The organism is Sphingobium limneticum (genome assembly GCF_008710165.1).
Classification (GTDB): domain Bacteria; phylum Pseudomonadota; class Alphaproteobacteria; order Sphingomonadales; family Sphingomonadaceae; genus Sphingobium; species Sphingobium limneticum.
On the sequence record NZ_VYQA01000011.1, the window covers coordinates 42,752 to 68,629 of the forward strand.

Annotated in this window: 33 protein-coding genes; 14 read left to right on the forward strand and 19 right to left on the reverse strand. The window is 62.6% G+C overall.

What is annotated here, in order from left to right:
- Positions 1-57 precede the first annotated feature (57 nt).
- From F4U95_RS15150 to rpmF, 3 genes are all read right to left on the reverse strand, one after another.
- Positions 58-1,038, reverse strand: coding sequence for a beta-ketoacyl-ACP synthase III (locus tag F4U95_RS15150; protein WP_120251185.1), 981 nt, complete (start codon positions 1,036-1,038; stop codon positions 58-60).
- Entirely contained in the window at positions 1,035-2,060 is a 1,026-nt protein-coding gene (gene plsX, locus F4U95_RS15155; RefSeq protein ID WP_232016087.1) for a phosphate acyltransferase PlsX, read from the reverse strand. Before plsX ends, F4U95_RS15150 begins: the two co-directional genes overlap by 4 nt.
- Before the next feature lie 68 nt (positions 2,061-2,128).
- Positions 2,129-2,308, reverse strand: a complete 180-nt coding sequence (gene rpmF, locus F4U95_RS15160) for a 50S ribosomal protein L32 (RefSeq protein WP_066606737.1) — start codon at positions 2,306-2,308, stop codon at positions 2,129-2,131.
- Positions 2,309-2,515: 207 nt separating this feature from the next.
- On the opposite strand from rpmF, the gene F4U95_RS15165 reads away from it, so the two are divergent.
- Complete coding sequence (locus F4U95_RS15165) at positions 2,516-2,947, forward strand: MAPEG family protein (protein ID WP_150426253.1); 432 nt, start codon at positions 2,516-2,518, stop codon at positions 2,945-2,947.
- A gap of 122 nt (positions 2,948-3,069) precedes the next feature.
- Here the strand turns inward: F4U95_RS15165 and F4U95_RS15170 are convergent, their stop codons facing one another.
- The 5 genes from F4U95_RS15170 to F4U95_RS15190 all read right to left on the reverse strand — a co-directional run bounded on the left by F4U95_RS15170 (position 3,070) and on the right by F4U95_RS15190 (position 6,172).
- The gene (locus tag F4U95_RS15170) at positions 3,070-3,729 is read right to left on the reverse strand and encodes an MBL fold metallo-hydrolase (RefSeq protein WP_150426254.1); all 660 of its coding nucleotides are present in this window, start codon (positions 3,727-3,729) and stop codon (positions 3,070-3,072) included.
- A gap of 133 nt (positions 3,730-3,862) precedes the next feature.
- Positions 3,863-4,288, reverse strand: a complete 426-nt coding sequence (locus F4U95_RS15175) for an RrF2 family transcriptional regulator (protein ID WP_120251189.1) — start codon at positions 4,286-4,288, stop codon at positions 3,863-3,865.
- A 91-nt stretch (positions 4,289-4,379) separates the two neighbouring features.
- The gene (locus F4U95_RS15180; protein WP_150426255.1) at positions 4,380-5,423 is read right to left on the reverse strand and encodes a glycerophosphodiester phosphodiesterase; all 1,044 of its coding nucleotides are present in this window, start codon (positions 5,421-5,423) and stop codon (positions 4,380-4,382) included.
- Complete coding sequence (locus F4U95_RS15185) at positions 5,420-5,776, reverse strand: ArsC family reductase (protein WP_120251191.1); 357 nt, start codon at positions 5,774-5,776, stop codon at positions 5,420-5,422. The genes F4U95_RS15180 and F4U95_RS15185 overlap by 4 nt, the downstream gene beginning before the upstream one ends.
- A gap of 15 nt (positions 5,777-5,791) precedes the next feature.
- Positions 5,792-6,172: a RidA family protein gene (locus F4U95_RS15190; protein ID WP_150426256.1), complete on the reverse strand. Its 381-nt coding sequence runs from the start codon at positions 6,170-6,172 to the stop codon at positions 5,792-5,794.
- Positions 6,173-6,312: 140 nt separating this feature from the next.
- Here F4U95_RS15190 and F4U95_RS15195 point away from each other — a divergent pair, with 140 nt between their 5' ends.
- On the forward strand, positions 6,313-6,612 hold the full coding sequence (locus F4U95_RS15195) for a hypothetical protein (RefSeq protein WP_120251193.1): 300 nt from the start codon (positions 6,313-6,315) through the stop codon (positions 6,610-6,612).
- On the opposite strand, the gene F4U95_RS15200 is transcribed toward F4U95_RS15195, so the two are convergent.
- Positions 6,609-7,013 carry a globin domain-containing protein gene (locus F4U95_RS15200; RefSeq protein ID WP_150426257.1) on the reverse strand — a complete coding sequence of 135 codons (405 nt, stop codon included), beginning with the start codon at positions 7,011-7,013 and terminating at the stop codon, positions 6,609-6,611. The genes F4U95_RS15195 and F4U95_RS15200 overlap by 4 nt on opposite strands.
- Before the next feature lie 149 nt (positions 7,014-7,162).
- On the opposite strand from F4U95_RS15200, the gene F4U95_RS15205 reads away from it, so the two are divergent.
- The gene (locus F4U95_RS15205) at positions 7,163-7,681 is read left to right on the forward strand and encodes a thermonuclease family protein (RefSeq protein ID WP_150426258.1); all 519 of its coding nucleotides are present in this window, start codon (positions 7,163-7,165) and stop codon (positions 7,679-7,681) included.
- Here the strand turns inward: F4U95_RS15205 and F4U95_RS15210 are convergent, their stop codons facing one another.
- From F4U95_RS15210 to F4U95_RS15240, 7 genes are all read right to left on the reverse strand, one after another.
- Positions 7,682-8,233: a glycine zipper 2TM domain-containing protein gene (locus tag F4U95_RS15210; protein ID WP_150426259.1), complete on the reverse strand. Its 552-nt coding sequence runs from the start codon at positions 8,231-8,233 to the stop codon at positions 7,682-7,684.
- Positions 8,234-8,550: 317 nt separating this feature from the next.
- A complete protein-coding gene (locus tag F4U95_RS15215; protein WP_150426260.1) occupies positions 8,551-8,748 on the reverse strand; it encodes a hypothetical protein in 198 nt (65 codons plus the stop codon).
- 79 nt (positions 8,749-8,827) lie between these two features.
- Positions 8,828-9,061 (reverse strand): DUF2442 domain-containing protein, encoded by a 234-nt coding sequence (locus tag F4U95_RS15220; protein WP_425505074.1) that lies wholly within the window; start codon positions 9,059-9,061, stop codon positions 8,828-8,830.
- Between the two features lie 4 nt (positions 9,062-9,065).
- A complete protein-coding gene (locus F4U95_RS15225; RefSeq protein WP_150426261.1) occupies positions 9,066-9,308 on the reverse strand; it encodes a DUF4160 domain-containing protein in 243 nt (80 codons plus the stop codon).
- A gap of 72 nt (positions 9,309-9,380) precedes the next feature.
- Entirely contained in the window at positions 9,381-10,430 is a 1,050-nt protein-coding gene (locus tag F4U95_RS15230; protein ID WP_120251200.1) for a ribonucleotide-diphosphate reductase subunit beta, read from the reverse strand.
- A 6-nt stretch (positions 10,431-10,436) separates the two neighbouring features.
- Positions 10,437-10,808 (reverse strand): endonuclease domain-containing protein, encoded by a 372-nt coding sequence (locus F4U95_RS15235; RefSeq protein WP_246171606.1) that lies wholly within the window; start codon positions 10,806-10,808, stop codon positions 10,437-10,439.
- 109 nt (positions 10,809-10,917) lie between these two features.
- Positions 10,918-12,813 (reverse strand): ribonucleoside-diphosphate reductase subunit alpha, encoded by a 1,896-nt coding sequence (locus F4U95_RS15240; RefSeq protein WP_150426262.1) that lies wholly within the window; start codon positions 12,811-12,813, stop codon positions 10,918-10,920.
- A 723-nt stretch (positions 12,814-13,536) separates the two neighbouring features.
- Here F4U95_RS15240 and F4U95_RS15245 point away from each other — a divergent pair.
- The 6 genes from F4U95_RS15245 to F4U95_RS15270 all read left to right on the forward strand — a co-directional run bounded on the left by F4U95_RS15245 (position 13,537) and on the right by F4U95_RS15270 (position 20,065).
- Complete coding sequence (locus F4U95_RS15245) at positions 13,537-15,057, forward strand: fumarate hydratase (protein ID WP_150426263.1); 1,521 nt, start codon at positions 13,537-13,539, stop codon at positions 15,055-15,057.
- Positions 15,058-15,167: 110 nt separating this feature from the next.
- Positions 15,168-15,404, forward strand: coding sequence for a hypothetical protein (locus F4U95_RS15250; RefSeq protein ID WP_120251203.1), 237 nt, complete (start codon positions 15,168-15,170; stop codon positions 15,402-15,404).
- A 197-nt stretch (positions 15,405-15,601) separates the two neighbouring features.
- On the forward strand, positions 15,602-16,519 hold the full coding sequence (locus tag F4U95_RS15255) for a DMT family transporter (RefSeq protein WP_150426264.1): 918 nt from the start codon (positions 15,602-15,604) through the stop codon (positions 16,517-16,519).
- Between the two features lie 98 nt (positions 16,520-16,617).
- Entirely contained in the window at positions 16,618-17,979 is a 1,362-nt protein-coding gene (locus F4U95_RS15260) for a methyl-accepting chemotaxis protein (RefSeq protein WP_150426336.1), read from the forward strand.
- Positions 17,980-18,331: 352 nt separating this feature from the next.
- A complete protein-coding gene (locus F4U95_RS15265; protein WP_150426265.1) occupies positions 18,332-19,549 on the forward strand; it encodes an MBL fold metallo-hydrolase in 1,218 nt (405 codons plus the stop codon).
- A gap of 75 nt (positions 19,550-19,624) precedes the next feature.
- The gene (locus tag F4U95_RS15270) at positions 19,625-20,065 is read left to right on the forward strand and encodes a GFA family protein (RefSeq protein WP_211363994.1); all 441 of its coding nucleotides are present in this window, start codon (positions 19,625-19,627) and stop codon (positions 20,063-20,065) included.
- A gap of 7 nt (positions 20,066-20,072) precedes the next feature.
- On the opposite strand, the gene F4U95_RS15275 is transcribed toward F4U95_RS15270, so the two are convergent.
- The 3 genes from F4U95_RS15275 to F4U95_RS15285 form a co-directional block, all read right to left on the reverse strand.
- Positions 20,073-20,591, reverse strand: a complete 519-nt coding sequence (locus F4U95_RS15275) for a DUF3617 domain-containing protein (protein WP_150426266.1) — start codon at positions 20,589-20,591, stop codon at positions 20,073-20,075.
- 69 nt (positions 20,592-20,660) lie between these two features.
- A complete protein-coding gene (locus tag F4U95_RS15280; RefSeq protein ID WP_246171607.1) occupies positions 20,661-20,969 on the reverse strand; it encodes an HNH endonuclease in 309 nt (102 codons plus the stop codon).
- A complete protein-coding gene (locus F4U95_RS15285) occupies positions 20,945-21,511 on the reverse strand; it encodes a DUF3617 domain-containing protein (protein ID WP_150426267.1) in 567 nt (188 codons plus the stop codon). Before F4U95_RS15285 ends, F4U95_RS15280 begins: the two co-directional genes overlap by 25 nt.
- A 153-nt stretch (positions 21,512-21,664) precedes the next feature.
- Between F4U95_RS15285 and F4U95_RS15290 the strand changes: the two genes are divergently transcribed.
- The 5 genes from F4U95_RS15290 (at position 21,665) to F4U95_RS15310 (ending at position 25,849) form a co-directional block, all read left to right on the forward strand.
- Positions 21,665-22,633 carry a LysM peptidoglycan-binding domain-containing protein gene (locus F4U95_RS15290; RefSeq protein ID WP_246171608.1) on the forward strand — a complete coding sequence of 323 codons (969 nt, stop codon included), beginning with the start codon at positions 21,665-21,667 and terminating at the stop codon, positions 22,631-22,633.
- Positions 22,620-23,048 (forward strand): hypothetical protein, encoded by a 429-nt coding sequence (locus F4U95_RS15295; protein ID WP_150426339.1) that lies wholly within the window; start codon positions 22,620-22,622, stop codon positions 23,046-23,048. The genes F4U95_RS15290 and F4U95_RS15295 overlap by 14 nt, the downstream gene beginning before the upstream one ends.
- 40 nt (positions 23,049-23,088) lie before the next feature.
- On the forward strand, positions 23,089-25,272 hold the full coding sequence (uvrB, locus tag F4U95_RS15300) for an excinuclease ABC subunit UvrB (protein ID WP_150426269.1): 2,184 nt from the start codon (positions 23,089-23,091) through the stop codon (positions 25,270-25,272).
- 107 nt (positions 25,273-25,379) lie between these two features.
- Positions 25,380-25,631 carry a type II toxin-antitoxin system HicA family toxin gene (locus F4U95_RS15305; RefSeq protein ID WP_150426270.1) on the forward strand — a complete coding sequence of 84 codons (252 nt, stop codon included), beginning with the start codon at positions 25,380-25,382 and terminating at the stop codon, positions 25,629-25,631.
- Entirely contained in the window at positions 25,628-25,849 is a 222-nt protein-coding gene (locus F4U95_RS15310; RefSeq protein ID WP_150426271.1) for a type II toxin-antitoxin system HicB family antitoxin, read from the forward strand. Before F4U95_RS15305 ends, F4U95_RS15310 begins: the two co-directional genes overlap by 4 nt.
- The last annotated feature ends 29 nt before the right edge of the window (positions 25,850-25,878 follow it).

Here is a 25,878-nt window from a genome sequence, read left to right on the forward strand (position 1 = left end):
ATGTGATTGATTCGCGGCGCTTTGGCAAGCGGTAGCTATGGTTTACAAATGATGGCGCTACAGGCGCAGAACGCAGGCGCCCCAGGTGAAGCCGCCGCCCATCGCTTCCAGCACGATCAGGTCGCCCGCCTTGATCCGGCCGTCACGCACCGCATAGTCCAGCGCGAGCGGCACCGAGGCGGCGGAGGTGTTGGCGTGGCGATCGACCGTCACCACCACCCGATCGGGCGACAATTTCAGCTTGCGCGCGGTCGCGTCCAGGATGCGGGCATTGGCCTGATGCGGGACCAGCCAGTCGATATCGTCGGGGGTCAGGCCCGCCAGTTCCATCGCTTCCTTGAGCACGGAGGCGAGGTTGACCACGGCATGGCGGAACACTTCCTGCCCCTTCATGCGCAGCTTGCCCACAGTCTGGGTCGTGGACGGACCGCCATCGACATAGAGAAGCTGGTTGTGGCGGCCATCGGCATGCAACTTGGCCGCCAGGATGCCGCGTGCCGTCTTGGGATCGGCGTCGGCACTTTCCTCAGCGCCCAGCACGACCGCGCCGGCACCGTCGCCGAACAGGACGCAGGTGGTGCGGTCTTCCCAGTCGAGGATGCGGCTGAAGGTTTCAGAGCCTATCACCAGCGCGCGTGTTGCGGCGCCCGAACGGATCATGCTGTCCGCCACGGTCACGGCATAGAGGAAGCCCGAGCAGACGGCCGCAACGTCGAAGGCGACGCAATCGTTGATGCCCAATGCCGCCTGCACCTTGGTCGCGGCGGCAGGGAAGGTCTGGTCCGGGGTGGCCGTGGCCAGAATGATGAGGTCGATATCCTGCGCGGCGATGCCGGCCGCCTCGATCGCCTTGGCAGCGGCGTCGGCGGCGAGACTGGCGGTGGTTTCGCCCTCACCCGCGATATGGCGGTTGCGGATGCCGGTCCGCTCGACGATCCATTCGTCGCTGGTGTCGACAGTTTCAGCCAGTTCGGCGTTGCTGACGGTGCGAACAGGCAGGGCCGAACCCGTGCCGAGCAAAATGGACCGGCGGATCACTTGACGGGCTGCTCCAGCTTGGATGCGGCGGCCGACAGCGACTGGATGCCGGCCATGTCGGCGGCGATGCGACGGGTGATATCTTCCTCCAGCAACCGGGCGGCGACATGGACGGCATTGGCCACGCCCTTGTCGTTCGCGCTACCATGGCTTTTCACCACAACGCCGTTGAGGCCGAGGAAGACCGCGCCATTATGATTGTTGGGATCGAGATGATGTTTGAGCAGGTGCATCGCCGGCTTCGAGATCAGGAAGCCGATCTTCGAGCGAATCGAGCTTGTGAACGCCTTGCGCAGCACGTCGGTGACGAAGCGGGCGGTGCCCTCCGCCGTCTTCAATGCGACATTGCCGGAGAAACCGTCGCACACGATGACGTCCGCGTCGCCGCGGGCGATCTTGTCGCCTTCGGTAAAGCCGTCGAACTGAAGCGGCAGGCTGGTCGCGCTGCGCAACACGGCAGCGGCGTCCCGGATCTCGTCCGTACCCTTCAGATCTTCGGTGCCGATGTTGAGCAGGCGCACGCGCGGCCGTTCAAGATCGAAGGCGATGCGCGAATAGGCGGCGCCCATCACCGCGAACTGGACGAGGTTGCGGGCGTCGCATTCGGTATTGGCGCCCAGGTCCAGCATGACGACGTCATTGTCGCCCAGCGTCGGCAGCAAAGCCGCCAGCGCAGGACGATCGACACCCGGCATGGTGCGCAGGGCAAGCTTCGCCATCGCCATCAGCGCGCCGGTATTGCCGGCGGAGACAGCAGCGCCGGCCTCCCCCGCCTTCACGGCGGCGATGGCCATCGCCATGGAGCTGCTCTTCTTGCGAATCGCGACACTCGGCTTGTCCGAGCCGTCGACGACCGTATCGGCATGGACCACGTCCGACGCCGCCCGCAAATTCGGGTGCTGGTCGAGCGCCGCCTTGATCCGCACCTCGTCGCCGAACAGGGTGAATCGCAAACCGTCATGCCGGCGGCGGGCCAGTGCGGCCCCCGCCATCATAACGTGCACGCCTTCATCCCCGCCCATCGCGTCGATTGCGATTCGCGGTTGGCCTGACACTTTAGAGCACCCCTTTGCGGAGTAGAGAGACGGGCTTACGCCCCGACGGCGACGATTTCGCGGCCGTTATAATGCCCGCAGGCGTCGCACAGATTGTGGGGACGCTTCAGTTCGCCACAGTTCGAGCATTCCTGGAATGCTTCGACGCGGAGCGAATCGTGGCTACGGCGCATGCCGCGCTTGGAGGGAGAAGTTTTGCGCTTGGGGACAGCCATGTCGGCACCTTGTTCCGTATATCAATCAAGTTGTACGACCGGCCAGTTCCCATGGAAAAGCTGACGCCAACGGCGCCGCAGACCCATGCGGCCCGGGTGATCGCGAAGCCCTGCGCCTATAGCGGTTTTTGTTCGGGGTGCAAGTCCTTCCTTGCCCCATCACCCCGGCAAGCTAGGGTAAAGGCCGTGAAATCGAGGGGATAGTCCATGTTGTTGCCGATCACACTGACCTTTGCCGCCGCCTGCGCGCTGCTGAACATGTGGCTGGCGATTCGCTGCGCGCGGTTTCGCGTGAAGGACAAGATATTGCATGGCGATGCCGGCAACGGCCTGTTGGCGAAGCGGATGCGGGCGCATGCGAACTTCGTGGAATATACGCCGATCGTGCTGATTCTCTTTGCGCTGGTGGAGATGGCGGCGGGCGCGTCACTGGGACTGTGGATCAGCGCGCTGGTCTATGTGGTGGCGCGGGTGGTCCATGCGTTCGGCATGGATGCGGACAAGCCCACTATATGGCGCGCGGGCGGCGCGCTGCTGACCTGGGGCGTGATGCTGGTGATGGCGGGGGTGGCGCTCAGCATCGCTTATGGCGCGACGCGCGAGGTCACAGTGCCGCCGGCGATGGCGGCACGGGGGTGAAGCCAAGATGTGATGAGGTCAGCCTTCCCCGGCGAAGGCCGGGGTCCAGATAGGATCGTGGAACTGGGCCCCGGCCTGCGCCGGGGAACATTCACGTCATTGCTTGTTCTTATACGGGCGAGCTACCCCGCCAGCACCGAATCGGCGACATAGGGGTTGGTGCGCCGTTCATGGGCGAAATTGCTCATCTGGCCATGGCCGGGGACGAAGGCGGTTTCGCCACCGAGCGGCCAAAGCTTCCCGGTGATCGCGTCGATAAGATCCTGATGATTGCCGCGCGGGAAGTCGGTGCGGCCGATCGATCCCTGAAACAGCACGTCGCCCACGATCGCCAGCTTGCTGGACGCGTGGTGGAAGACGACATGGCCGGGCGTGTGGCCGGGACAATGAAAGACGTCCAGCGTGAGATGGCCGACCGTTACCTGATCGCCGTCGTTCAGCCAGCGGTCCGGCTCGAAACTTTCGCCCGGCAGGCCCCAGCGTTCGCCATCCTGCGGCAGCCGGTCGATCCAGAAACGGTCGTCCTCATGCGGCCCCTCGATCGGGACGTTAAGGTCGCGGGCCAGCACGCCGGCCTGCCCGCAATGGTCGATATGGCCGTGGGTGACGAGAATCTTCTCGATCGTCACGCCATGCTGGGCGATCGCCTTTTTCAGCACGGGCAGGTCGCCGCCCGGATCGACGAAGGCACCGCGCATCGTTTCCGTGCACCAGAAGAGCGTGCAATTCTGCTGCAACGGCGTGACGGGGATCAGGGTGGCTTTGAGCGGCGGCGTGGTCATAGGGCTGATGTGGCGAAGCGGGGCGCGAGGCGCAAGGGAATCAACACCCACCCCCGTTCGCTTCGAGCCTGTCGAGAAGCGGCAAGCTCAGTTCTGGCGGTTTCTCGACTATGCTCGAAACGAACGGAAAAGGCTAAGCCTCGTCCATCGCTGCAAAGGGTTCGGCCAGGCTGATGCTGTCCAGCACCTTGGCCGTTTCATCGCGCACGCGCAGCATCACGCGGTGCAGGCGGCATTCCGATTCGGGCAGGCAGTTGGTGCAGCTTTCATGCGCAAAGCGGCTGGCGCAGGGCGTGAGCGCCAGAGAACCGCGCGTCAGGCGGACGATGTCGCCATAGCTGATGTCGACCGGCGCCAGTGCCAGCCAATAGCCCCCGTCCCGGCCCCGCTGGGTCGCGACCAAACCTTCGCGCGACAGTTCCGACAGGATGACCGTCAGGAATTTGGACGGAATATTCTGCCGCGTGGCGATTTCGTTGAGGGGTACCGGACCCTGACGGTAGCGATCGGCAAGATGCTGAAGCGCGCGGATGGCATAACGGGTCTTCTGGGACAACATGGGGCTGTTATTCGCGTGCGGGCGGGCTTTGGCAAGTCAAGCGATGCGCAAGACAAAGAAGTTTTCCCGGATCGGCGCGCTCTGGCTGCGATCAGGGGTTGGCAGGCGTCAAAGCCGCCTTGGCCTGTCCCGGAAAGTCGCTGAAGATGCCATCGACGCCGGTGTTGGCGATCGCGCGGACATAGCCGGCAAAGTCGCCCCGGCCCTGCGCATCGTCGGGGCGCTGATATTGGGCGGGGAGCAAGCTGTTTTCCATCCGCAGCGTCCAGACATGGACCTGCAAGCCGGCGTCATGGGCGCGGCCGACCAAAGCCGTCGGCCCCTGCGCGTCGATCAGCTGCCCCGCCGACGGGCCAAGGCCATCGGCATAGGCGGCGATGTCGGTCAGACCCTGTACGGTGAGCATGTCGGCATAGGTCGTGCCTGGCAGGTCGGCCGGGCCGCCCTCCCCATCCACAAGCTGGACGAGGCGCAGGCGGGTCGCGGCGCGCAGGGCCTTCAGATTGCCGACCTCGAACGACTGGATGAAGACAGGGTCGACCTCCGTCTGATAGCCGTAGCGGCTCAGCAGATCGAGCAGCGCCGCCTGATGCGGCAGGCCGATGCCCGCGAAATAGCTGGGATGCTTGGTTTCGGGATAGAGGCCGATGCGGCGGCCGGTTTCGGCTTCCTTGGCGCGGACCAGCTTCAAAATCTCTTCGAAGGTCGGGATGAGATAAAGGTCGTTGAAACGCTTGTTGGCCGGGCGCAGGTCGGGCAGCCGTTCGCGTGCCCGCAGCGTGCGCAGTTCGGCGAGGGTGAAATCCTCGGTGAACCAGCCCACCATGTCGATGCCGTCGATCCGCTTGGTCGCCTTGCGGTCGGCAAATTCGGGATGATCGGCGACGTCGGTGGTGCCGCTAATCTCATTTTCATGACGGGCGACGAGGACGCCGTCCCTGGTCAGCACCAGGTCCGGCTCGATGAAGTCGGCGCCCTGGTCGATCGCCCGCTCATAGCTGGCCAGCGTATGTTCGGGCCGTTCGCCGCTGGCACCGCGATGGGCGATCAGCAGCGGTTCGGCCGAAGCGGTAGAGAGGGGGATGAGGCTCATCAAAAGGATCAACCCGATGCGCGCCAGCCCCCGCCCGATCACGCCTTCACGCCCTGCAGCGCATTTTCATAGGTCGTCGCCTTGAAACCGACGATCGTTTCGCGGCCGGTGTCCAGGATCGGGCGCTTGATCATCGATGGGTTGGTGATCATCAGCAGGATCGCCTTTTCCGCATCGATATGCGCCTTGTCACCCGCATCGAGCGCCTTGAAGGTGGTACCGGAACGATTGAGGATGGTTTCCCAACCATGCTCCATCACCCATTCCTCCAGCTTCGCCTTGTCGACGCCGGCGACCTTATAATCATGGAAATTATAGGTGACGCGCTCATTGTCCAGCCAGTTGCGGGCCTTCTTGATCGTGTCGCAATTCTTTATGCCATACATGGTAATCATGATGCTGTGTTCCCGTTACCCTTTGAAGGCGGTGACTTCGATTTCGATCTTCATCTCGGGCTTGACCAGGCCGGCGATGACGCAGCTGGCGGCCGGGCGGATATCGCCGAACACCGGGCCGGCAATATCGCCCATCACGTCCCAATAGACCGCGTCGGTGATATAATAAGTGACGCGCACCACGTCGGCGAAGGAGAAGCCCGCATCGTCCAGCGCCTTGCCGATGACTTTGAGCGCATTGCGCCCCTGCTCGACCACATCTTCGGGCATCGTCTTGGTTTCTGGGTCGGTGCCGGTGGTGCCGGCGACGAAACACCAGTCGCCCTGGACGACGGCGCGCGAATAGCCGACCTGCGCCTCAAAGGGCGAGCCGGAGGAAATGAGCTGGCGGGACATGGGGATTCCTGTTGCAGTGCGAAAGGATCGCAGCGGCCTTTGCGCTTTAGACGGCAGACTGTCCAGTATTTTCCGGCCAGTATTTTCCGGAACGGCGCGGGTTGCGGGCCGTTAAAGAGGGATCATCAAGGAGACACGCTATGGACCGCCCTACCCCTGACCGGGACTATGAAGAGAATAGCGAGCAGGCCGAAGCCGGCACACAGGCGCAGGATGTGGCGGACGATGCGCGCGCACGGTCGACCGACCTGAGCGAAGAAAGTGAGCGCGGTGGCAAGGCCAATCCGGCGCAGATCATCCCGGACGATACCGAGGATCTGGTCGAGAAAATGGAGGCGATGAACCGGTCCGGCCGGATCGATATGGACGCCTATGCCGGCGAGCCGCAAATGGACGATGAGGAAGAGGACGCCTACGGGCCGACCGAAGACGAGGATTAGGCGCCGCGACCGGCACCTGAATCGAGGCCGACATTGATCATGCCGCGCGCCATATGGCCCAGCGCCTCCGCCATGGCGGGGTCGATATCCTCCGCCCCGGCGATGGCGCAGGCCATGGCGGTCGCCCATTGATCGGCCAGCGTCGGCGTGATCGGAAAGGCGCGGTGCAGCGACATGATGCACGTCCCGCGTTTGAACCAGTCGCGCGGGCCGCCCAGCCAGCCGACCAGAAAGCGGGTCAGACCATGACGAACCGGGCCAAGGCCGGCCGCGTGGATGGCGCGCAGGTCGGCATAGGCCGGGTCGCTTTGCAGCAAATCGTAGAAACGGTCGGCCAGCGCGCGGATCGGTGGATCGCTGCCGATACGGGCATAGGGGCTGGGCGGCGCGGCGGCGTTCATCGATCGGCTCCGTTTCGGATAGGCCGGGGCAGCATGACAGCCCGATCGCGCGCCGCATTGATATGCGTCAAATGCCGATCTCGCCGGATCGGCGGAAAGGTGGAGCGGCTTTAACGGACCGTTTGCCGACCCGCCGCTAGAGCGGGGTGATGGCGAAAACGAAATATGCGCGTGGACAGCGACGCACCGGGTATAGCGGGCCGGCGCTGATTTATACTCTGTGTCTGGGGTTGCTACTGGGTTGGTATGGGCCGGACTGGATGGCGCGGTTCGATCGGCCGGACATAGGCATTCCGCCGCAGAGCATCGTGGTGGATCGATTGTCGGCGGACTTTGGCTATTGCCATAGCGGCGGCGGGACCAATTGCGTGGTCGATGGCGACACATTCTGGTTCCATGGCGACAAATATCGGATTTCCGACATCGACACGCCCGAAACTCACGGGCCGCGCTGCACGGCCGAGGGCGAATTGGGCGCGCGGGCGACGCGGCGGTTGCAGGCGCTGATGAATGACGGCCCCTTCTCGCTGGAGGTCGAGGGGCGCGACACCGATCGCTATGGCCGGGCGTTGCGGGTCGTGACGCGCGGGGGCCAGTCGATCGGCGAACAACTCGTCACCGAAGGACTGGCCCGACGCTGGGACGGCAGTCGCCATCCCTGGTGCTAGTTAGCGGCAGCTGACCCCGCCACGGTCGATCTCACGGCCCAGCAGGGCGCCCGCGCCGCCGCCGATCAGCGTGCCGAGCAGGTTGGATTGCCCCTGCGCGATCTGGTTGCCGAGCAGGCCGCCCAGCGCCGCGCCGACGATCAGGCCGGTGGTGCCGTCCGAACGGCGGCAATAATAACGGTCGTCATTGCCGCGATAGATGCGGGTGCGGCGATCGACGCGGATCGGCTCATAGCCGCCGCGATAATAGCGGTTGGCCTGATAGCCGCGACCATAGCGCGGATCGGGCCGGTTCCAGTCATAGCTGTAGACCGGGCGGCCGGGGCGGATATTGCCACGCCGGTCCTGACGCCAGTCACGGCGATCGTCGCGACGGTCTTGGCGCGCATCGCGGCGGTCATCCCGACGATCGAAGCGGTCGTCACGGCGATCCTCCCGCCTGTCCTGACGGTCGCGACCCGGCTGAGCGAAGGCCGGGGTAGCGGCAAGGCCGGTCAACGTCATCGCGCCCAGCGATAGCGCGATGATGGCCTGTTTAAGCGAGATTTTCATGAGGTGGGGTTCCTTCCCTCCAGTGGTCTTGGCCGTAGAACGCGCAACGATAGAGAATGTTACATGAACGGAACAGAACGGCGCATTCAGTCCGGGGACAGGCGAGCAGACCAGCCTCCTGGCGTCGGGATAAGTAGGAAATCGGACGCTTAACTTCGCACATTTCCCGCTGATTTCGACATTGCATATCCTATCGCCGACATATTATTTCATGGCAGCACAATGGTGCCAGCGCGACGCTGCATGATAGCGTGGGGCGTGGCGATAGGACAGCAGGCCATGGCGAGCAGGTCGCGCATCTGGGCCAGACGCCGTCATCAAAAGGCGTTGGCGATGGCCTGTCGCTGTTCGTTGGTGAGGCCATCGGCGCCGGCGGCATTATCGCCCTGCGCCGGGTCGTCCTTGTCGGGGCCGGAGCCGACGAACTGAATCGCGGTTAGAATGACCAGCAATGCCCAGAGCAGCGCGAACCAGCGGCTGGTAAAGAGTGAGCGGAGGCGGACGCCGAAGAACATGGTGTCGCAGGATAAGGTCGCGAGGTTAAGGAAGCTTCACTCCGGTTACATGCTTGGGGCAACCATGCGGCTTTAAGGATCAGGCAGCAGCCTTGCGCGAACGGGTCTGATCGCCACGCCCGGCCAGCAGGCCAGCGATCGAAATATCCTCGTCTATTTCATCCCAATGCAGGCCCGAACGGCTGAGTTCTACCTGCGCCCGCTGCTCCGGCGTGGCATGAAGCAGGCGCGGAAACCAGGCAAGGGGCACGCCCAAGGTGCGGCCGTCTTCCAGATCAACCCAGAAACTATCCTCGTCAAAACGGACGGCCAAAGGTTCAGGAGAAGAAGTCATTCCATGCGCTTTCTATCTCTGTACGACGTCCTTCTATAACATGGGATAGCTGCGAAAGCATATGGGCAGGAAAGCCCTTGCTTTCGGCGACGACCACGTCTGGCCAGAGCCAAAATTTCGCATTGTCGCGCCCTTTGCGCACATGAATATGCACAGGTTCGCGCGGATCGCCCTCGTTCGCGTAGAAATGAAAGCGGTGGCCGTTCCAGGAAAAGACCTTTGGCATGGAGACGCTCCCGGCCTCACCTAGAATGGCAATGGTATCGGGAAGATCGGACGCCCGACCTTCCCTCACGCATCACTCCGCCGCGATGCCCGCTGCCTTGAACATGTCCGGATCGGTATCGATGTTGGCCGCTTCGCCGCCCTTGACCTGCTGGCGGCGGTCGAAGGCGTCCCAGACGTCGTTCCACTGGCCGCGTGTCGCGCCCTTCGAATATTCGGTGGCGCGGGTTTCGAAGAAATTGGCATGCTCCACGCCGTTCAACAGCGGGGTCAGCCAGGGCAGCGGATGCTCGTCGATCATGTAGATGGGCTTCAAACCCAGCTGGCCCAGGCGCCAGTCGGCGATGTAGCGGACATATTTCTTGATGTCCTTGGGCGTCATGCCGGGCACCGGTCCCATTTCGAAGACCAGGTCGACGAAGGCGTCCTCGATGCGGACGGTCTTCTGGCACATATCCATAATGTCATCCTTGACCGCGGGGGTCAGGCACTGGCGTTCGGCGCAGAAGGCGTGGAACAGCTTGATGATGCCCTCGCAATGCAGCGTCTCGTCGCGGACCGACCAGGTGACGATCTGGCCCATGCCCTTCATCTTGTTGAAGCGCGGGAAGTTCATCAGCATCGCGAAGGACGCGAATAGCTGCAAGCCTTCGGTAAAGCCGCCGAACATGGCGAGCGTGCGGGCGATATCCTCATCGCTATCGACGCCGAAGGTGGCGAGATAGTCATGCTTGTCCTTCATCTCCTTATACTGGAGGAAGGCCGAATATTCGCTTTCGGGCATGCCGATCGTGTCGAGCAGATGGCTGTAGGCGGCGATATGGACCGTTTCCATGTTGCTGAACGCGGTCAGCATCATCTTGATTTCGGTCGGCTTGAACACGCGGCCGTACTTCTCGTGGTAGCAATCCTGCACTTCCACGTCGGCCTGGGTGAAGAAGCGGAAGATCTGCGTCAGCAGGTTGCGCTCATGATCGCTGAGCTTCTGCGCCCAATCGCGGCAATCCTCGCCCAGCGGCACTTCTTCGGGCAGCCAGTGGAGCTGCTGCTGGCGCTTCCAGAATTCATAGGCCCAGGGATATTCGAAGGGTTTGTACACCTTGGAGGCTTGAAGAAGGGGCATGGGTGGTTACTCCGCGAAATCTGTTCCAGCCCCTCTCCCCTTGTGGGAGAGGGAGGGGCCCGTCGCGGCAGCGACGGGAGGGTGAGGGGAGAAAGCGCTGGCAATAGCTGCCAACACGCCTTCAGAATTTTGCATCACATCATGGTTCCAGAAACGGATCACATGATAGCCTTCCCCTTGAAGGAAGGCCGTGCGGTCCGCATCCGTCGCTTCATCATGCTGGCCACCATCGATCTCCAAGATCAGTCGGCTTCCATGCGAAGCGAAATCAGCGAAATAGGGGCCAAATGGCACCTGACGGCGGAATTTCGCGGCTGGCAGCCTTTCGCGAAGTAGCGCCCAAAGGCGCTTTTCGGCGTCGGTTGCGTTGCGGCGCAATTCGCGAGCACGCACTGTCGTCGGGTTCGGGGCTTTCCCCCTCACCTTCCCACGCCGCTGCGCGACGCGGGCCCCTTCCTCTCCCACAAGGGGAGAGGAAATCACAGGGTCACTGACAGGCGAGGCACTCGTCATAGTCGGTTGTCTCGCCGATTTCGAACTTGGGCGCGTCGATCGTATTGTCGGCCTCCACGCCGCCGCTGCCCGCGAAGCCCGCGCGCTGGACCGACTTGGAGCGGAGATAATAGAGCGACTTGATGCCCAGTTCCCATGCGCGGAAATGGAGCATCAGCAGATCCCACTTCTCGACGTCCGCCGGGATGAACAGGTTCAGCGACTGCGCCTGGTCGATATAGGGCGTGCGGTCGGCCGCGAGTTCGAGCAGCCAGCGCTGGTCGATTTCGAAGCTGGTCTTGAACGTGTCCTTTTCTTCCTGGGTCAGGAAGTCGAGATGCTGGACCGAACCACCGCGCTCCAGGATCGAATTCCACACCGCGCTGCTGTCCTTGGCCTTGGCCACCAGCAGCTTTTCGAGGTACGGATTCTTGACCGAGAAGCTGCCCGACAGCGTCTTGTGCGTGTAGATGTTCGCCGGGATCGGCTCGATACAGGCCGATGTGCCGCCGCAGATGATGCTGATCGACGCGGTGGGCGCGATCGCCATCTTGCAGCTGAACCGTTCCATCACGCCCATGTCGGCGGCGTCCGGGCAAGGACCGCGTTCCTGCGCCAGCAGCATCGACGCCTCGTTCACCTTGGCATTGATATGCTTGAAGATGCGCAGGTTCCACGATTTGGCCATGGCGCCTTCGAACGGGATGTTGCGCGCCTGAAGGAAGCTGTGGAAGCCCATGACGCCAAGGCCCACCGAACGTTCGCGGGTGGCGCTATATTTGGCGCGCGCCATTTCGGGCGGCGCGCGGTCGATATAATCCTGAAGGACATTGTCGAGGAAGCGCATGATGTCTTCCGCGAAGGTCGGATGATCCTTCCACTCGTCCCAGGTTTCCAGATTCATCGACGACAGGCAGCAGACGGCCGTGCGGTCGTTGCCCAGATGGTCGAAACCGGTCGGCAGGGTGATTTCCGAGCAGAGGTTCGACGTCGATACCTTCAGGCCCAGATCGCGATGATGCTTGGGCATCATGCGGTTCACCGTGTCGTTGAATACGATATAGGGCTCGCCGGTACGCAGGCGGGTTTCCACGATTTTCTGGAACAGCGACCGGGCGTTGACGGTGGCGCGCACCGACCCGTCCTTGGGCGAGGTCAGGTTCCATTCGTCATTGGCGCGCACCGCTTCCATGAAGGCGTCGGTGATCAGGACGCCATGATGGAGGTTCAGCGCCTTGCGGTTGAAATCGCCGGTGGTGTTGCGGACTTCGAGGAATTCCTCAATCTCCGGGTGCGACACGTCGAGATAGCAGGCGGCCGAACCACGACGCAGGCTGCCCTGGCTGATCGCGAGAGTCAGCGAATCCATCACGCGGACGAAGGGGATGATACCTGAGGTCTTGCCATTGAGGCCGACCGGTTCGCCGATGCCGCGCACATTGCCCCAATAGGTGCCGATGCCGCCGCCGCGCGAGGCGAGCCAGACATTCTCGTTCCAGGTGTTGACGATGCCTTCCAGGCTGTCGTCGACGCTGTTGAGATAGCAGCTGATCGGCAGGCCGCGACCGGTGCCGCCATTCGACAGGACCGGCGTCGCGGGCATGAACCACAGCTTCGAAATATAGTCGTAGACGCGCTGGGCATGGTCCGCGTCGTCAGAATAGGCCGCCGCGACGCGAGCGAAGAGATCCTGATAGGATTCGCCGGGCAGCAGATAGCGGTCGTTCAGCGTTTCCTTGCCGAATTCCGTCAGCAAAGCGTCACGCGAAGAATCGGTCGTGACCGGGAAACGCCGCGCCAGCACGGTCGAAGAGGTCATCGGTTCGGCCTGGGCCGGCGTCGCCTGCGCTGCCGCCACGGCGACCTTCGCCTCTTCCAACAGATCATCCATTACAGTCGCCACGTCGCCACCTTGTCCACTATCTCGAAAATCCATGCGAGTCCCCGTTGTTCCTGTTCCGTTCGATTCGGTCCAGCGGGTCGCGACAAGCCGCGCATCCTAGCATGAACCCTATCGTTGCGGGGACGGAAAGTGGTCCAACCGACAGAATGCGGAGACAAAAAGCCCCTATCGCCGAAAAATCATCCGACGATGCAATCACAATCTGTTGGGTGACCCCCGTTAACCCGATACCACAGATAGTGCATAACTATCGGCCGCCCGACAAGAGGCGAATCATCGGGAGGTGACAGGATGATGAAACCGTCCGTCGCCAAAATGAGTCCTCTCATCGACCCTGCCATGAGCGACGCGCGGAGTTGCCTTGCCCCCACAAAAGGCAAGAGGGTTCGGGCAGATAAAAAATAAAAAATCCTTGCCACGGATTTTCCGACAAAGGTCTAAAAATCATGACAGCGATCGTCATCGCGATTGCATCGGGATGGCCAGGGCGCAGCCGCCCAGGGCACGCGCACATCCGATCGCAGGGAATCGCAAACACAAGATATTGTGGTCGGCAGGGTGATATCGGACGATTCCCTACTATCTCCCGTTTTCCTTTGGCCGCTCTTGCGAGCGTGTCTCACTGGACTTGGGCGTGATTCCGCACTAGCCGCTGCCCCTTGCAAGACCCGCCGTGCAGAGGTGGGCCGCAGGATATAGGGACCAGGGTAGATGACGCTCATCAAGACCGCCGACCTCATCGAGAGCGTCGCCGACGCGCTGCAATATATCAGCTATTATCATCCGATGGATTATATCCGGGCATTGGGCACCGCCTATGAAGCCGAAGCCAATCCGGCGGCCAAGGATGCCATCGCCCAGATCCTGACCAACAGCCGCATGTGTGCCGAAGGGCACCGGCCGATCTGTCAGGACACTGGTATCGTCAATGTGTTCGTGAAGTGGGGCATGGAGTGCCGCCTGGACGATAATAGCCGGTCGATGCAGGAGATTATCGATGACGGCGTGCGCAAGGCGTACCTCAACCCCGAAAACCGCCTGCGCGCGTCGATCCTGAAAGACCCCGCTTTCAGCCGCCAGAATACCAAGGACAATACGCCCTGCGTGCTGAACGTGGAAATGGTGCCGGGCAACAAGGTCGTGATCGACGTCGCGGCCAAGGGTGGTGGCTCCGAAAACAAGACCAAGTTCAAGATGATGAACCCTAGCGATTCGATCGTCGACTGGGTGCTGGAAATGGTGCCGCAGATGGGCGCTGGCTGGTGCCCGCCCGGCATGCTGGGCATCGGCATCGGCGGCACGGCGGAAAAGGCCGTGGCGCTGGCCAAGGAAAGCCTGATGGACCCGATCGACATGGGCGAGCTGAAGGCGCGCGGCCCGCAGAACAAGATCGAGGAACTGCGCATCGAATTGTTCGATAAGGTCAATGCATTGGGCATCGGCGCGCAGGGCCTGGGTGGCCTGGCGACCGTGCTGGACATCAAGATCCACGACTATCCCTGCCATGCGGCGGGCAAGCCGGTGGCGATGATCCCGAACTGCGCCGCGACGCGCCATGCGCATTTCACGCTGGACGGTTCGGGTCCGGCCTATCTGGAGACGCCCAAACTGTCCGACTGGCCGCAAGTCGACTGGAAGCCGAGCAAGGAAGCGATCAAGGTCGATCTCGACAATCTGACGCCGGACGTGGTGCAAAGCTGGAACCATGGCGACCGGCTGCTGCTGAACGGCAAGATGCTGACCGGCCGCGACGCCGCACACAAGCGGATCAAGGATATGCTGGCCAAGGGCGAAGCGCTGCCGGTCGATTTCAAGGGCCGCGTGATTTATTATGTCGGCCCGGTCGATCCGGTGCGCGACGAGGTGGTCGGCCCGGCCGGCCCCACCACCGCGACCCGCATGGACAGCTTCATGGACATGATGCTGGAACAGGGCCTGGCCGCCTGCGTCGGCAAGGCCGAGCGCGGTCCGGCTGCTACCGAGAGCATCAAGACGCACAAGAGCGCCTATCTGATGGCGGTCGGCGGCGCGGCCTATCTGGTCGCCCGCGCGATCAAGGAAGCCAAGGTCGTAGGCTTTGAAGATCTGGGCATGGAAGCGATCTACGAATTCACGGTGGAGGACATGCCCGTCACCGTGGCCGTGGACAGCGAAGGCCAGAATGTCCACCGCCTCGCCCCGCTGGTGTGGCAGGAGAAGATCAAGCGCGAGAAGCTGCTCGAAGGGGCGTAAACCGCTCCCTTTCCCAACTATCTGATTGATACGGATCAAGCCGGCGCGCGAAAGAGGAACCCCCTTTCGCGCGCCGCATTATGTCCGGCACCTCATAGCCGGAGACTGTCATGTCCTTCACGCAACTCGACCCGCCGCTGCCCGTCCATGTTGAAGGCAAGGGCAAGGGCTATGCCCTGGCCGTCATCGACTATGGGCAGGAGCATAATCTGATCTGGGTGACGGGCCTGTCCGACAGCGGCGAGATATGGTGTGCGCCCAATCCGCTGGTGCGGCTGGAGGCGAACTGGACGATGGGGCGGCAGGGATGGTCCTTGGCAGCGCCGACCGGCACCAAGCCCAGCTGACGCCCGGTCCCGGCTTTTGCCGGGTGGCTCTCTTCGCCTTCGCGCCGGTCCTGGAGCATGATCCGATGAGAATGAATCGGAACATGCTCTAAGAGTCTGCTGTTTTCCGCATTTTGCGCGCCGTCAGCCGTGCCGGCTGACTTCAAAATGCGCCAGCGCCGGGGTGACGCGGGCAGGCGACCCTGTATAGGGCGGGCATGATTACGTCCCCCATCTGGTTACCGGCAACGCTGGTCGCGGGCGCGGTGCAGGCGTGGCGCACCGCGGTGCAGCGCCGGGTCAGCCACAGCCTGTCGATCAATGCGGCGGGTTTGGTCCGCTATCTCTACGGCATCCCCTTCGCCCTGCTGCTGCTGGGTGGGTATCGGCTGGTCTTTCCCACCGCGCTGCCGGCGATCGGGCCGCTTTTCCTGCCATTCTGCCTTGCCGGCGGGCTGGCGCAGATCATCGCCACCAACCTGCTGATCATGGCGTTCAAACACCGCAATTTCGTCGTCGGTACCGCCTATTCCAAGACGGAAGCGGTGCAGGGGGCGGTACTGTCCTTCCTGCTTTTGGGCGAGCGGCTCCATCCGTTGGCCTGGGCCGGCATCGGCTGCGGTGTGATGGGGGTGATGCTGTTGTCGACCGGTGGCAAGCGGATGGGACCGGGCGATTTCCTGCGCGCGTTGACCCAGCCGGCGGCGATCACCGGCATCGCCTCGGGCTTCTTCTTCGCGCTGACCGCGATCGGCATCCGCCGTGCGACCCAGAGCGTGGGCGGCGACGATCGCATCCTGGCCGCCCTGCTGGTGCTGGTGGCGACGGTGCTGATGCAGACGCTGTTGCAGGGGGCGTGGCTGATGGGACGCGAACCGGGCGAGATGCGGCGGGTGCTGGCCAACTGGCGGGTGTCGGGGCAGGTCGGCCTGTTGTCCGCGCTGGGCAGCGCCTGCTGGTTCACCGGATTTGCCACCGCCCCGGTCGCGCTGGTGCGAATCGTCGGTCAGATCGAGGTCGCCTTCACCATGGCGTTCGGCCACTTCTATTTGAAGGAACGGATGCGCGGCAGCGAAGTGGCCGGGCTGATGCTGGTGGTCGGCGGGGTGGCGCTGGCGCTGATGGGATCGCTCTGATTCACGCGCTGCATCGCTAACCCTTATTTTACCATGGTACGATAGCCATCGATTCCGTGGGAAAAGAAGCGCAATCCGAAACCGTCGCCCGTGCGGTGATGAAGGTCGCCAAATTGTCTGGCGACCTGGGCATCCGCACGCTCGACCTTCAGGCAGATATCAGCGAGCTGGCCGACCGGGTGACGCACCAGGCCCGCACGATCGAGGCGATCAGCGGCGCCGCGTCGCAATTGTCGCGCGATGGCGACAGCGTGTCGATGGCAGGACAGGCCGCGCGCGAGCAGGCCGTCGCCGCCCGCATGATCATCGACGATTCGAGCCGGCAGCTGTCCACCGCCAATCATAATTTCGTCGACCTGATCGAACAGGTGAGTCGCATCCATGCGCGGCTGGACGGCTTTGGCGAGGCGTTGAAGACCGTCGCCCATGTCACCAGCGTCATCAGCGGGATCGCCAGCCAGACCAATTTGCTGGCACTGAACGCCACGATCGAGGCGGCGCGTGCCGGGGACGCCGGGCGCGGCTTTGCCGTGGTCGCATCCGAAGTGAAGAAGCTGGCGCAGGAAACCGCAGCCGCGACTCACACGATCGAACAGTCGATCGGCGCGCTGACCGGCGAGGCGGGCGGCATGCTGTCCAGCATCACCCATGGCGCGCAGACGGCCCGCACCGCATTGAACGACACCAAGACGATCGAAGCGCTGGTCGAGCGACTGGGCACTTTGATGCAGGGCCTGTCGAGCAACAGCGAAACGATGGCCAGCCGGATCGTGTCGATGGTGGGATCGGCAAGCGAGATCCGGGGCGGGCTGGCAGCATTGGCCAGCACGTCGACCGACAATGCCGACGGCCTGCAACGCCTGTCCGGTCGCGTGTCCACCGCCAGCGACGACACCAACGACCTGCTGCAATATCTGGCCGAAAGCGGCGTCGATATTCCCGATTCGCCCTATATCGACTTCAGCCTGCAAAGCGCCCGACAGGTCAGCGAGGCGATCGAGCGGGCGATCGACGCGGGCGAGGTCAGCGAATCGGCGATATTCAGCAACGATTATGCGCCAATTGCCGGCACCAATCCGCCCCTCTTCACCCATCCGGCGCAGGCCGTGATGCTGCCCGCCGCCCGCGCCGCGCAGGAACGGGCACGCCGCTTCCCCGGCCTGTTCGGCATGACCTTCACCGACCGCAACGCCTATGGCGCGATCGCCATGCCAGAACGCGCCCAGCAGCAGCGGCCGGGCGACGAGAAATGGAATATGGAATATGCGCGCCAGGGCGTGGTGTTCGATTTCCCCGACACGCGCGAGCAGGCGAAGATCACCCAGCCCTTCTGCATCAAGGCCTATCGCCGCCTGACCGCCCAGGGCGACGTCATCCTGCTGAAACAGGTGATCGCGTCCATCCATGTGAAGGGCCGCCATTGGGGCATATTGCAGATGGCCTATCAGGATCAGGGCTGACGGGCGAAGGTTGCGTCTCGCACTGGTGACTACGTCGGTGCTTTGAAAAAGCGGGATGCCGGGTCGAGCCCGGCACGACGAATGAGGCTATGGCGGATGACGACCATTTGCGGGTGCTCCTGCTCCCCTCTCCCGCCTTCGCGGGAGAGGCAACGGAGACTTGGCAGCTTGCTGCCTAGTCGATGTCGGTGAGGGTCTTTCTTCTTTCTGGACAAGCATTTCCTGCCAGCAAGAGAAAGACCCTCACCCTTCAAAGCAGTTTCGTCATTCCCTCCACCCCTAATCCCCTTCGCCCCCTTGCTCCGCAGCCCTCTTGCGTTATGTCGCTCACATATCGTCTTCGGGAGCAGCCATGGGTCGCCTTGTCAGCATAGCCAGAGGCGCTGGAATCGCCCTGCTGTTCGCCATCATCGCCCTGTGTCTGGCGATCACGATCATCCCGCCTTTCCTGGACCGCCTCTATTATGAGGGGCCGGCCAGCCGCCATTATGACGGGGCGCGCTTCTTCAATCCCGATGGCGCGATCGAGGCGCCGGCGCCGCCGGGCACCAGCCGGCAGGGCTTTATCGCACGCTGGCTGCTGGGGAATGACGACCGGCCGCCATGGCCGTTGGGGATTGCGGTCAAGCCCGCCCGCCCCGCGTCGTTCGCCGCGCCGCGCGGCATGGTGGCGACCTGGGTCGGTCATGCGACCGTGCTGGTGCAGGCGGCGGGCCTCAATATCCTGACCGATCCGATCTGGTCCGACTATGCCAGCCCCCTGCCGCCGCTGGGGCCGAAACGCGTGGCGGAGCCGGGCATCCGCCTCGACGATCTGCCCAAGATCGACCTGATCGTGCTGAGCCACAATCATTACGACCATATGGACCTGCCCACGCTGAAGACATTATGGGAGCGCGACCGGCCCAAGATCGTCACGAGCCTGGGCAATGACGCGATCCTGAAGGCGCAGGGCATCCCGGCGACGGTGCTGGACTGGGGCCAGTCGGTCAGTGGCGCGGCGCTGAACGGGCTGGCCCCGCAGGCGGTGATCCAGTGCGGCAATTACGAACATTGCCCCGACTATCGCGTCCATGTGACCCGCAACCATCATTGGGGCAGCCGTTGGGGCACCGACCGCAACCGGGCGCTCTGGTCGAGTTTTCTGATCGAAACGCGGGCGGGCAATATCTTCTTCGCCGGCGATACCGGTGCGGGTGACATGGGCTGGCCCTATGAAGCCAAGCGCTATGGCCCGATCCGGCTGGCGCTGATTCCGATCGGCGCGTTTCGCTTCTGGAAGGGGCAGATGGCGTCGGACGCGCATATCGGCCCGGCGCAGGCGGTCGAAGTGTTCCGGCGGCTGGGCGCGTCGACCGCGATCCCGATCCATTGGGGCACGTTCCGCCTGTCCTACGAACAATGGGACACGCCGCCCAAGATGCTGGACCTCTATCTGCGCTGCGCCGGGATCGATCGGAAGCGCTTCGCACCGCTGCGCATCGGCCAGAGTCTGCCTGTGCCCACGGTCAGTCCGGTACCGGTCGGCGCCAAGCGTTGCGACGAACGGGCGATCCGCGCGCTGGAATGATCCACAACTTATCCACAGGCCATGCACAGGGTGATACCGGGACTGGCCACAGCTGAAGCACAGGAGAGTCCACAGGTGACGCAGCCAGCGGAAAAAGGAATGAAGCAGGCAGGGCAATGCCTGTGCAGCGCGGTGCGTTTCGACGCGACCATCGCCGATGCAGCCATGGGCGCCTGCCATTGCGCTATGTGCCGGCGCTGGTCGGGCGGCGTGTTCCTGTCGGTCGCCTGCACCTACATCGTCATGGCCGATCCGGATGCGCTGGGCATCTATGCCTCGTCCGAATGGGGCGAGCGGGGCTTTTGCAAGAATTGCGGCAGTTCGCTGCTATGGCGGTCGAAGGATGGCGCGCATCTGGCCGTGTCGATCCAGGCCTTTGCCGATCCGGGCGCCTTCCCCTTCGTCACGCAAATCTTCATCGAGGAAAAGCCCGCCAGCTATCATTTTAGCGAAGCGACGCGGGACATGACCGGCGCGCAGGTGTTTGCAGCCTTCGCGCCCGGTCAGGACAGCTAGAGCAGAGTCAGCCCGCCTTGGCGCAATCGCCGGTGCGGGTGCCGGTCAGGTCATGGGTGGTGCGCAGGACGGGCTTGCCACCCTCCGTCTTCGTCATGGTCGTGCCCAGCGTCAGCGTGTCGGCGGTATAATTGCCCTCGACCGTAATGTCGGAGGTGCCCGCGCCTGCCTTGCAGCTCAACGTCGCGATCAGCCGGCCCTTGCGCGCCATCTTGTCCTTGTAGCTGCAATCGCTCCCTTCCTTGCCCGCAATCGCATCGGGATCGGGCAGGCCATCCTGGTCGATGGCGATGCAGATCTTGTCCTCACCCACCTGCTTAAGGGCCTCCTGATATTGGGCCGGGGTCACGGTGGGGGTATTATAGCCCGTCGTCTTGCGGGTCAGCGTCCACTGCCCCGCCTGCATCAGGACAGGCGCCTCTTCTGCCTTCGGCGCCGGGGCGGGGTCGCTGCCACAGCCGGCCAGGCCAAGGGTGCTGCCGCATATAAGGGTTAGCGGCAGCGCCGCATGCCAGGTCTTTCGCATATCCTCTCCACCGTTCTTCGTAGGAACCGGGCAAAGGCTCTACCGCTTGGCCGTGGAGCGCAAGGGAAATTATCGGCGCCGGCGGGTCGGCGCATGGAAGTCGGCCGGCTTGTCCACGATCCATGCCAGGAAGCGGGCGATGGCGGGCTGGGCGCGCAGGGCGGGTGCATCGGCATAAGCCCGCGCCATCTCCGCATTGGAAAGCATTGTGTGGATGGTGCGGTGGCAGATCGGGTGCAGCGGCACGACCTGCCGCCCGCCCCGACTCTTGGGCAGCGGATGGTGCCACTCCACCCGCCGCCCCAGCGGCCGATCGCATAGCCAGCAGCGATGGGGCCTGTCGTCGCTCGCGATCAGTGCGCTTGGGTCGGTGCGCAATCCGCGCCGATCCACTTGCCTTCCGACCGGGCGGTCATCGCCATGGTCGTGCCCTGCGCGCCGCCCGCCATCTTCATGTCCACATCCATCGCATAGCTTTCCGGCGCATAGGTGCCGGACATGGTCGCGTTCATCGTGCCGCCCTGCGACTTGCAGGATATCTGGCCCTTCACCGCGCCGCCCTTTGCCTCGAACCCGCCATAGGTGCAGTCCTTATTCTCCTGCCCCGCGAACATCTCGCCACTGGGATTGGCGGCCTGCTGCGGCGTGACGCAATATTTCAGCGAGGTCTGGCTCATCATGCGCTTCATCTGATCCTTCATGTTCGCCGGCGCGCCGGGCATGTCGGACAGATCGATATCCTTGACGGTGAAGCGTCCTTCCCACTGGCCGGGTTTCAACTGCACCTTGTCGACCTGCGCCTTCACCTCCTGCTTGCTCATGGCGTCGGTGGCGGCGATGTCGCCCGTCTTGTCGCCGGGCTTGTCACCGCAAGCGGCAAGGGTCGTCAGCATCGCGAGCATTATCACGGTCCGGCGCATCGTCATCCTCCCAGTTTCTGTCCCGACGCGAGCATATCAGCGCGGCGGGAGGGTTCAATGACGCAGGACAAAATGATATATGTTCTTTATTTGTTCCGATTGATCGATTAGAGGCATTGCGAAACTTTGGGGGAAGTTTTGATGCAGAAAAGAATGTCCGGCGAATTGGTTGCCTTCAGCCTTTATCTGCGCACCGGGCGCCGGATCGCACCACCTGGGGTCGAGGTGAAGTTCAACCCTTGGCATGATGAGGAGAATGGGCGCTTCACCTTCGCAGGGCAGGGGCGTTATTTCGGGCGAGGGGGCAGCTCACCGCATGGCGGAATGGACAGCCCTGGAAAGTCACGCAACGATGACGGCGGGCGGGATCGCAGCCGGAACCGTCCTGATCATCCTGACAACTACGCATTCTACACCGTGCAGTCCGGCGATTCACTTTCCCGCATCGCTGCGCGGCGAAAGGGGCTGACCACGCGCGATCTGGCCTGGCTCAACCAACAGGGCGTCGATCAGCCCTTACGGATTGGGCAGCAGATCAAGCTGCCGCACCAGGCCTATCTGGATAGAGGACGGGCCGCCAAGAACCACTTCCTCGGACTCGCCCATTTTATGGATAGGCATGGCGGAAACCTGCCACCAGACCCCAGCAAAGCGCCGTCGCTGGAAAGCCAGATTCTCGATGCAAACTGGAAGCGGGAAACGAAGAATGGTTATGATTTCCATATCGATGTCATTGCACGCAGTCGGCGGATATTTGGCCCGTTGTCGCTGGCCGTCTCACCTGTGCGATCGCGCCATAATCAGGCGCAGGCTGGCAAGCCCAACCGGCTTGGCGACGACGATGGCGGGCATTTCATTGCTGCTCGCTTCAACGGACCCAGCGACAGCTTCAACCATTTCGCCCAGAACTCAAACTTCAACCGCGGCAGCTATCGCGTCATGGAGGATTTATGGGCCAAGGAACTGCGCGCCAAACATAAGGTGTTCGTCGATATCGAACCGCTTTACCACGGTGCCTCGAAACGACCTTACCAACTCAATGTCTACTGGGAGGTGGATGGCAAAAAATTCAGAAAAAAATTCCCGAACGAAGCGAAAGGCGCCAAAGATGGCAAAAGATAAGTTCGATATTCTGGGCCCGCTCTACAACGAAATCGGCGTGGAACTGGTCGATATCGTCGGCGGTAATCCCGATGGCATTTTCCTTTATGTGGAAATCGGCGACCGATGGATCAGCCCCAACGTCTTCAAGGATGAAGGGCATCAAATTCGAAATTTCGACGACACCGAAGTTCTTTCCGATCTTCTTTGGGAAGCCTGGTATGCCGAGTCAGATGAAGGCGGCATCAAGCGCTGGTCAATCCTGGAATATGAGATCAAGGATGGAAAGTTCGATGTCAGCTTCCGCTATCCCGACGAAGTCGATGTGGAAGTCATTGATGACGAACGCCGCCAGGCCGCCCTGCGCGCGCGATTCGGCGACAAGCCGGTCGTCTATCCGCCCATGCCCAGGACCGCGTTCGAACTGAAGCCATGATCCCGATTGCACCGCAGGCCCAAGACCCCATATTACGCCCATGTCGATTCAGATCCGCACCACGCTCGATGAACCGGAAACCGGCGAGGGTTTCGTCCCCCATCGCCCCGCGCGCCCCGAAAAGAGCGAGGGCGGCCGACCCTTCACGCTGGTCAGCGACTATGAACCGTCGGGCGACCAGCGCACCGCGATCCCCGAACTGGTCGAACAGGCGCTGGCCGGCGAGAAGGATCAGGTGCTGCTGGGCGTCACCGGTTCGGGCAAGACCTTCACCATGGCGAAGGTGATCGAGGCGCTGCAACGGCCTGCGCTGATCCTGGCGCCTAACAAGATATTGGCGGCGCAATTATACGGGGAATTCAAGAGCTTCTTCCCCGACAATGCGGTCGAATATTTCGTCAGCTATTACGACTATTACCAGCCCGAAGCCTATGTCGCGCGGTCGGACACCTATATCGAGAAGGAGTCGAGCGTAAACGAAAGCATCGACCGGATGCGCCATTCGGCGACCCGTGCGCTGCTGGAGCGCGATGACGTGATCATCGTGGCGTCGGTGTCCTGCCTTTACGGCATCGGCTCGGTCGAAACCTATTCGGCGATGACCTTTTCGATGAAGAAGGGCGGGATCGAGGATCAGCGCGAGATCATCCGCAAACTGGTCGCGCTCCAATATAAGCGCAACGATGCCGGGTTCGCGCGCGGCAATTTCCGCGTGAAGGGCGACAATCTCGAAATCTTCCCGTCCCATTATGAGGACACGGCCTGGCGCATCAGCTTCTTCGGCAACGAGATTGAGGATATCGTCGAGTTCGACCCGCTGACCGGCAAGAAGGTCGCGAGCCTGGACTATGTGAAGGTCTTTCCCAACAGCCACCATGTGACGCCCGGCCCGACGCTCAAGCAGGCGATGGAAGCGATCCGGTTCGAGATGACCGAGCGGCTGAAGGAGCTGGTCGAGGAAGGCAAGCTGCTGGAGGCGCAGCGGCTGGAGCAGCGCACCAATTTCGATCTGGAGATGATTGCGGCCACCGGCAGCTGCGCGGGGATCGAGAATTACAGCCGCTTCCTGACCGGCCGCCTGCCCGGCGAGCCGCCGCCGACCCTGTTCGAATATCTGCCCGAAAACGCCATGCTGTTCGTGGACGAAAGCCATCAGACCGTGCCGCAGATCGGCGCGATGGCGCGTGGCGACCACCGGCGCAAGATCACACTGGCCGAATATGGGTTCCGCCTGCCAAGCTGCATCGACAACCGCCCGCTGCGCTTCAACGAATGGGATGCGATGCGTCCGCAGACCGTCAGCGTCTCCGCGACGCCCGGCCCGTGGGAGATGGAGCAGACCGGCGGCGTGTTCAGCGAACAGGTGATCCGCCCCACCGGCCTCATCGACCCGCCGGTCGAGATCAAGCCGGTCGAGGATCAGGTGGACGATCTCATCAACGAATGCCGCAAGGTCGCGGCGCAGGGATACCGCACGCTCGTCACCACCCTGACCAAGCGGATGGCCGAGGATCTGACCGAGTTCATGCATGAGGCGGGGATCAAGGTCCGCTACATGCATAGCGACGTCGAAACGCTGGAGCGTATCGAGCTGATCCGCGATTTGCGGTTGGGCGTCTATGACGTGCTGATCGGCATCAACCTGCTGCGTGAGGGGCTGGACATTCCCGAATGCGGGCTGGTGGCGATTTTGGACGCGGACAAGGAAGGGTTTCTGCGGTCCGAAACGTCGCTGATCCAGACGATCGGCCGCGCGGCGCGTAACGTCGAGGGCCGCGTAATTCTCTATGCCGACCGGATTACCGGGTCGATGGAGCGGGCGCTCAACGAGACGTCGCGGCGGCGCGAGAAGCAGGAGGCCTATAACCTTGAACATGGCATCACGCCGACCACGATCAAGCGTAATATCGGCGACATCATCGCCCATGTTTCGAGCAAGGATCAGGTCACGGTGGAGACGGGGCTGGAGGACCGCCCGCACCTCGTCGGCCACAATCTGCGCGCCTATATCGAGGATCTGGAAAAGAAGATGCGCACGGCGGCGGCGGACCTGGAGTTCGAGGAAGCCGGGCGGATTCGTGATGAGATCCGCAAGCTGGAGGCCGAGGAATTGGGTCTGCCCGCGCATGAACAGGTCGCCGCGCCGAGAGGGAGGGCGACCGAAGGGAAGCCGGGGACGCGGAAATTGCGTTACGGGAAAGTGCAGAAGAAGTTCGGGCGATGACTCTTCTCGCGGAAATCCCACAAGAGGAAGTTATCTGATCCGCGACGGTAAACGTCGATTTGCAATCTTGTCACTCGGTGGCAGGTTCACATCGAAGGGATCGTCACTTGGTCAAACCCGCCAAACTTTTTCAGCGCCTGCTGCAAGGTAGCCGAAACCTCAGCTTTCGCGATTTCCAGCGCATTCTCGAAGCTTTCGGATTTCGTCTGACGCGGGTGAGCGGCAGCCATCATGTCTATGGCCGCAACGGCCTTGACCGGCCGCTCATCATCCAGCCGAACGGCAAGGATGCCAAGACCTATCAGGTGGAGCAGTTTCTTGATATGGTCGAAGCTTACGGCCTCAGCATGGACGAATGATGGATCATCATTATCACATCAATATCTTCTGGTCGAAAGAGGACAAGGTCTGGATCGCCGATGTACCGGACCTCAAACCCTGTTCGGCACATGGTGATACGCCTGCCGAAGCCATTGCCGAAGTGCAGGTAGCGATCGGCCTCTGGCTGGATTTTGCACGCGAGCATGGCCACTCTATCCCCGAAGCCCGCTACCGCCCGGCAATCTACGCCGCCTGACCTCAATGCCATCGCTCAGGACTTTGTCC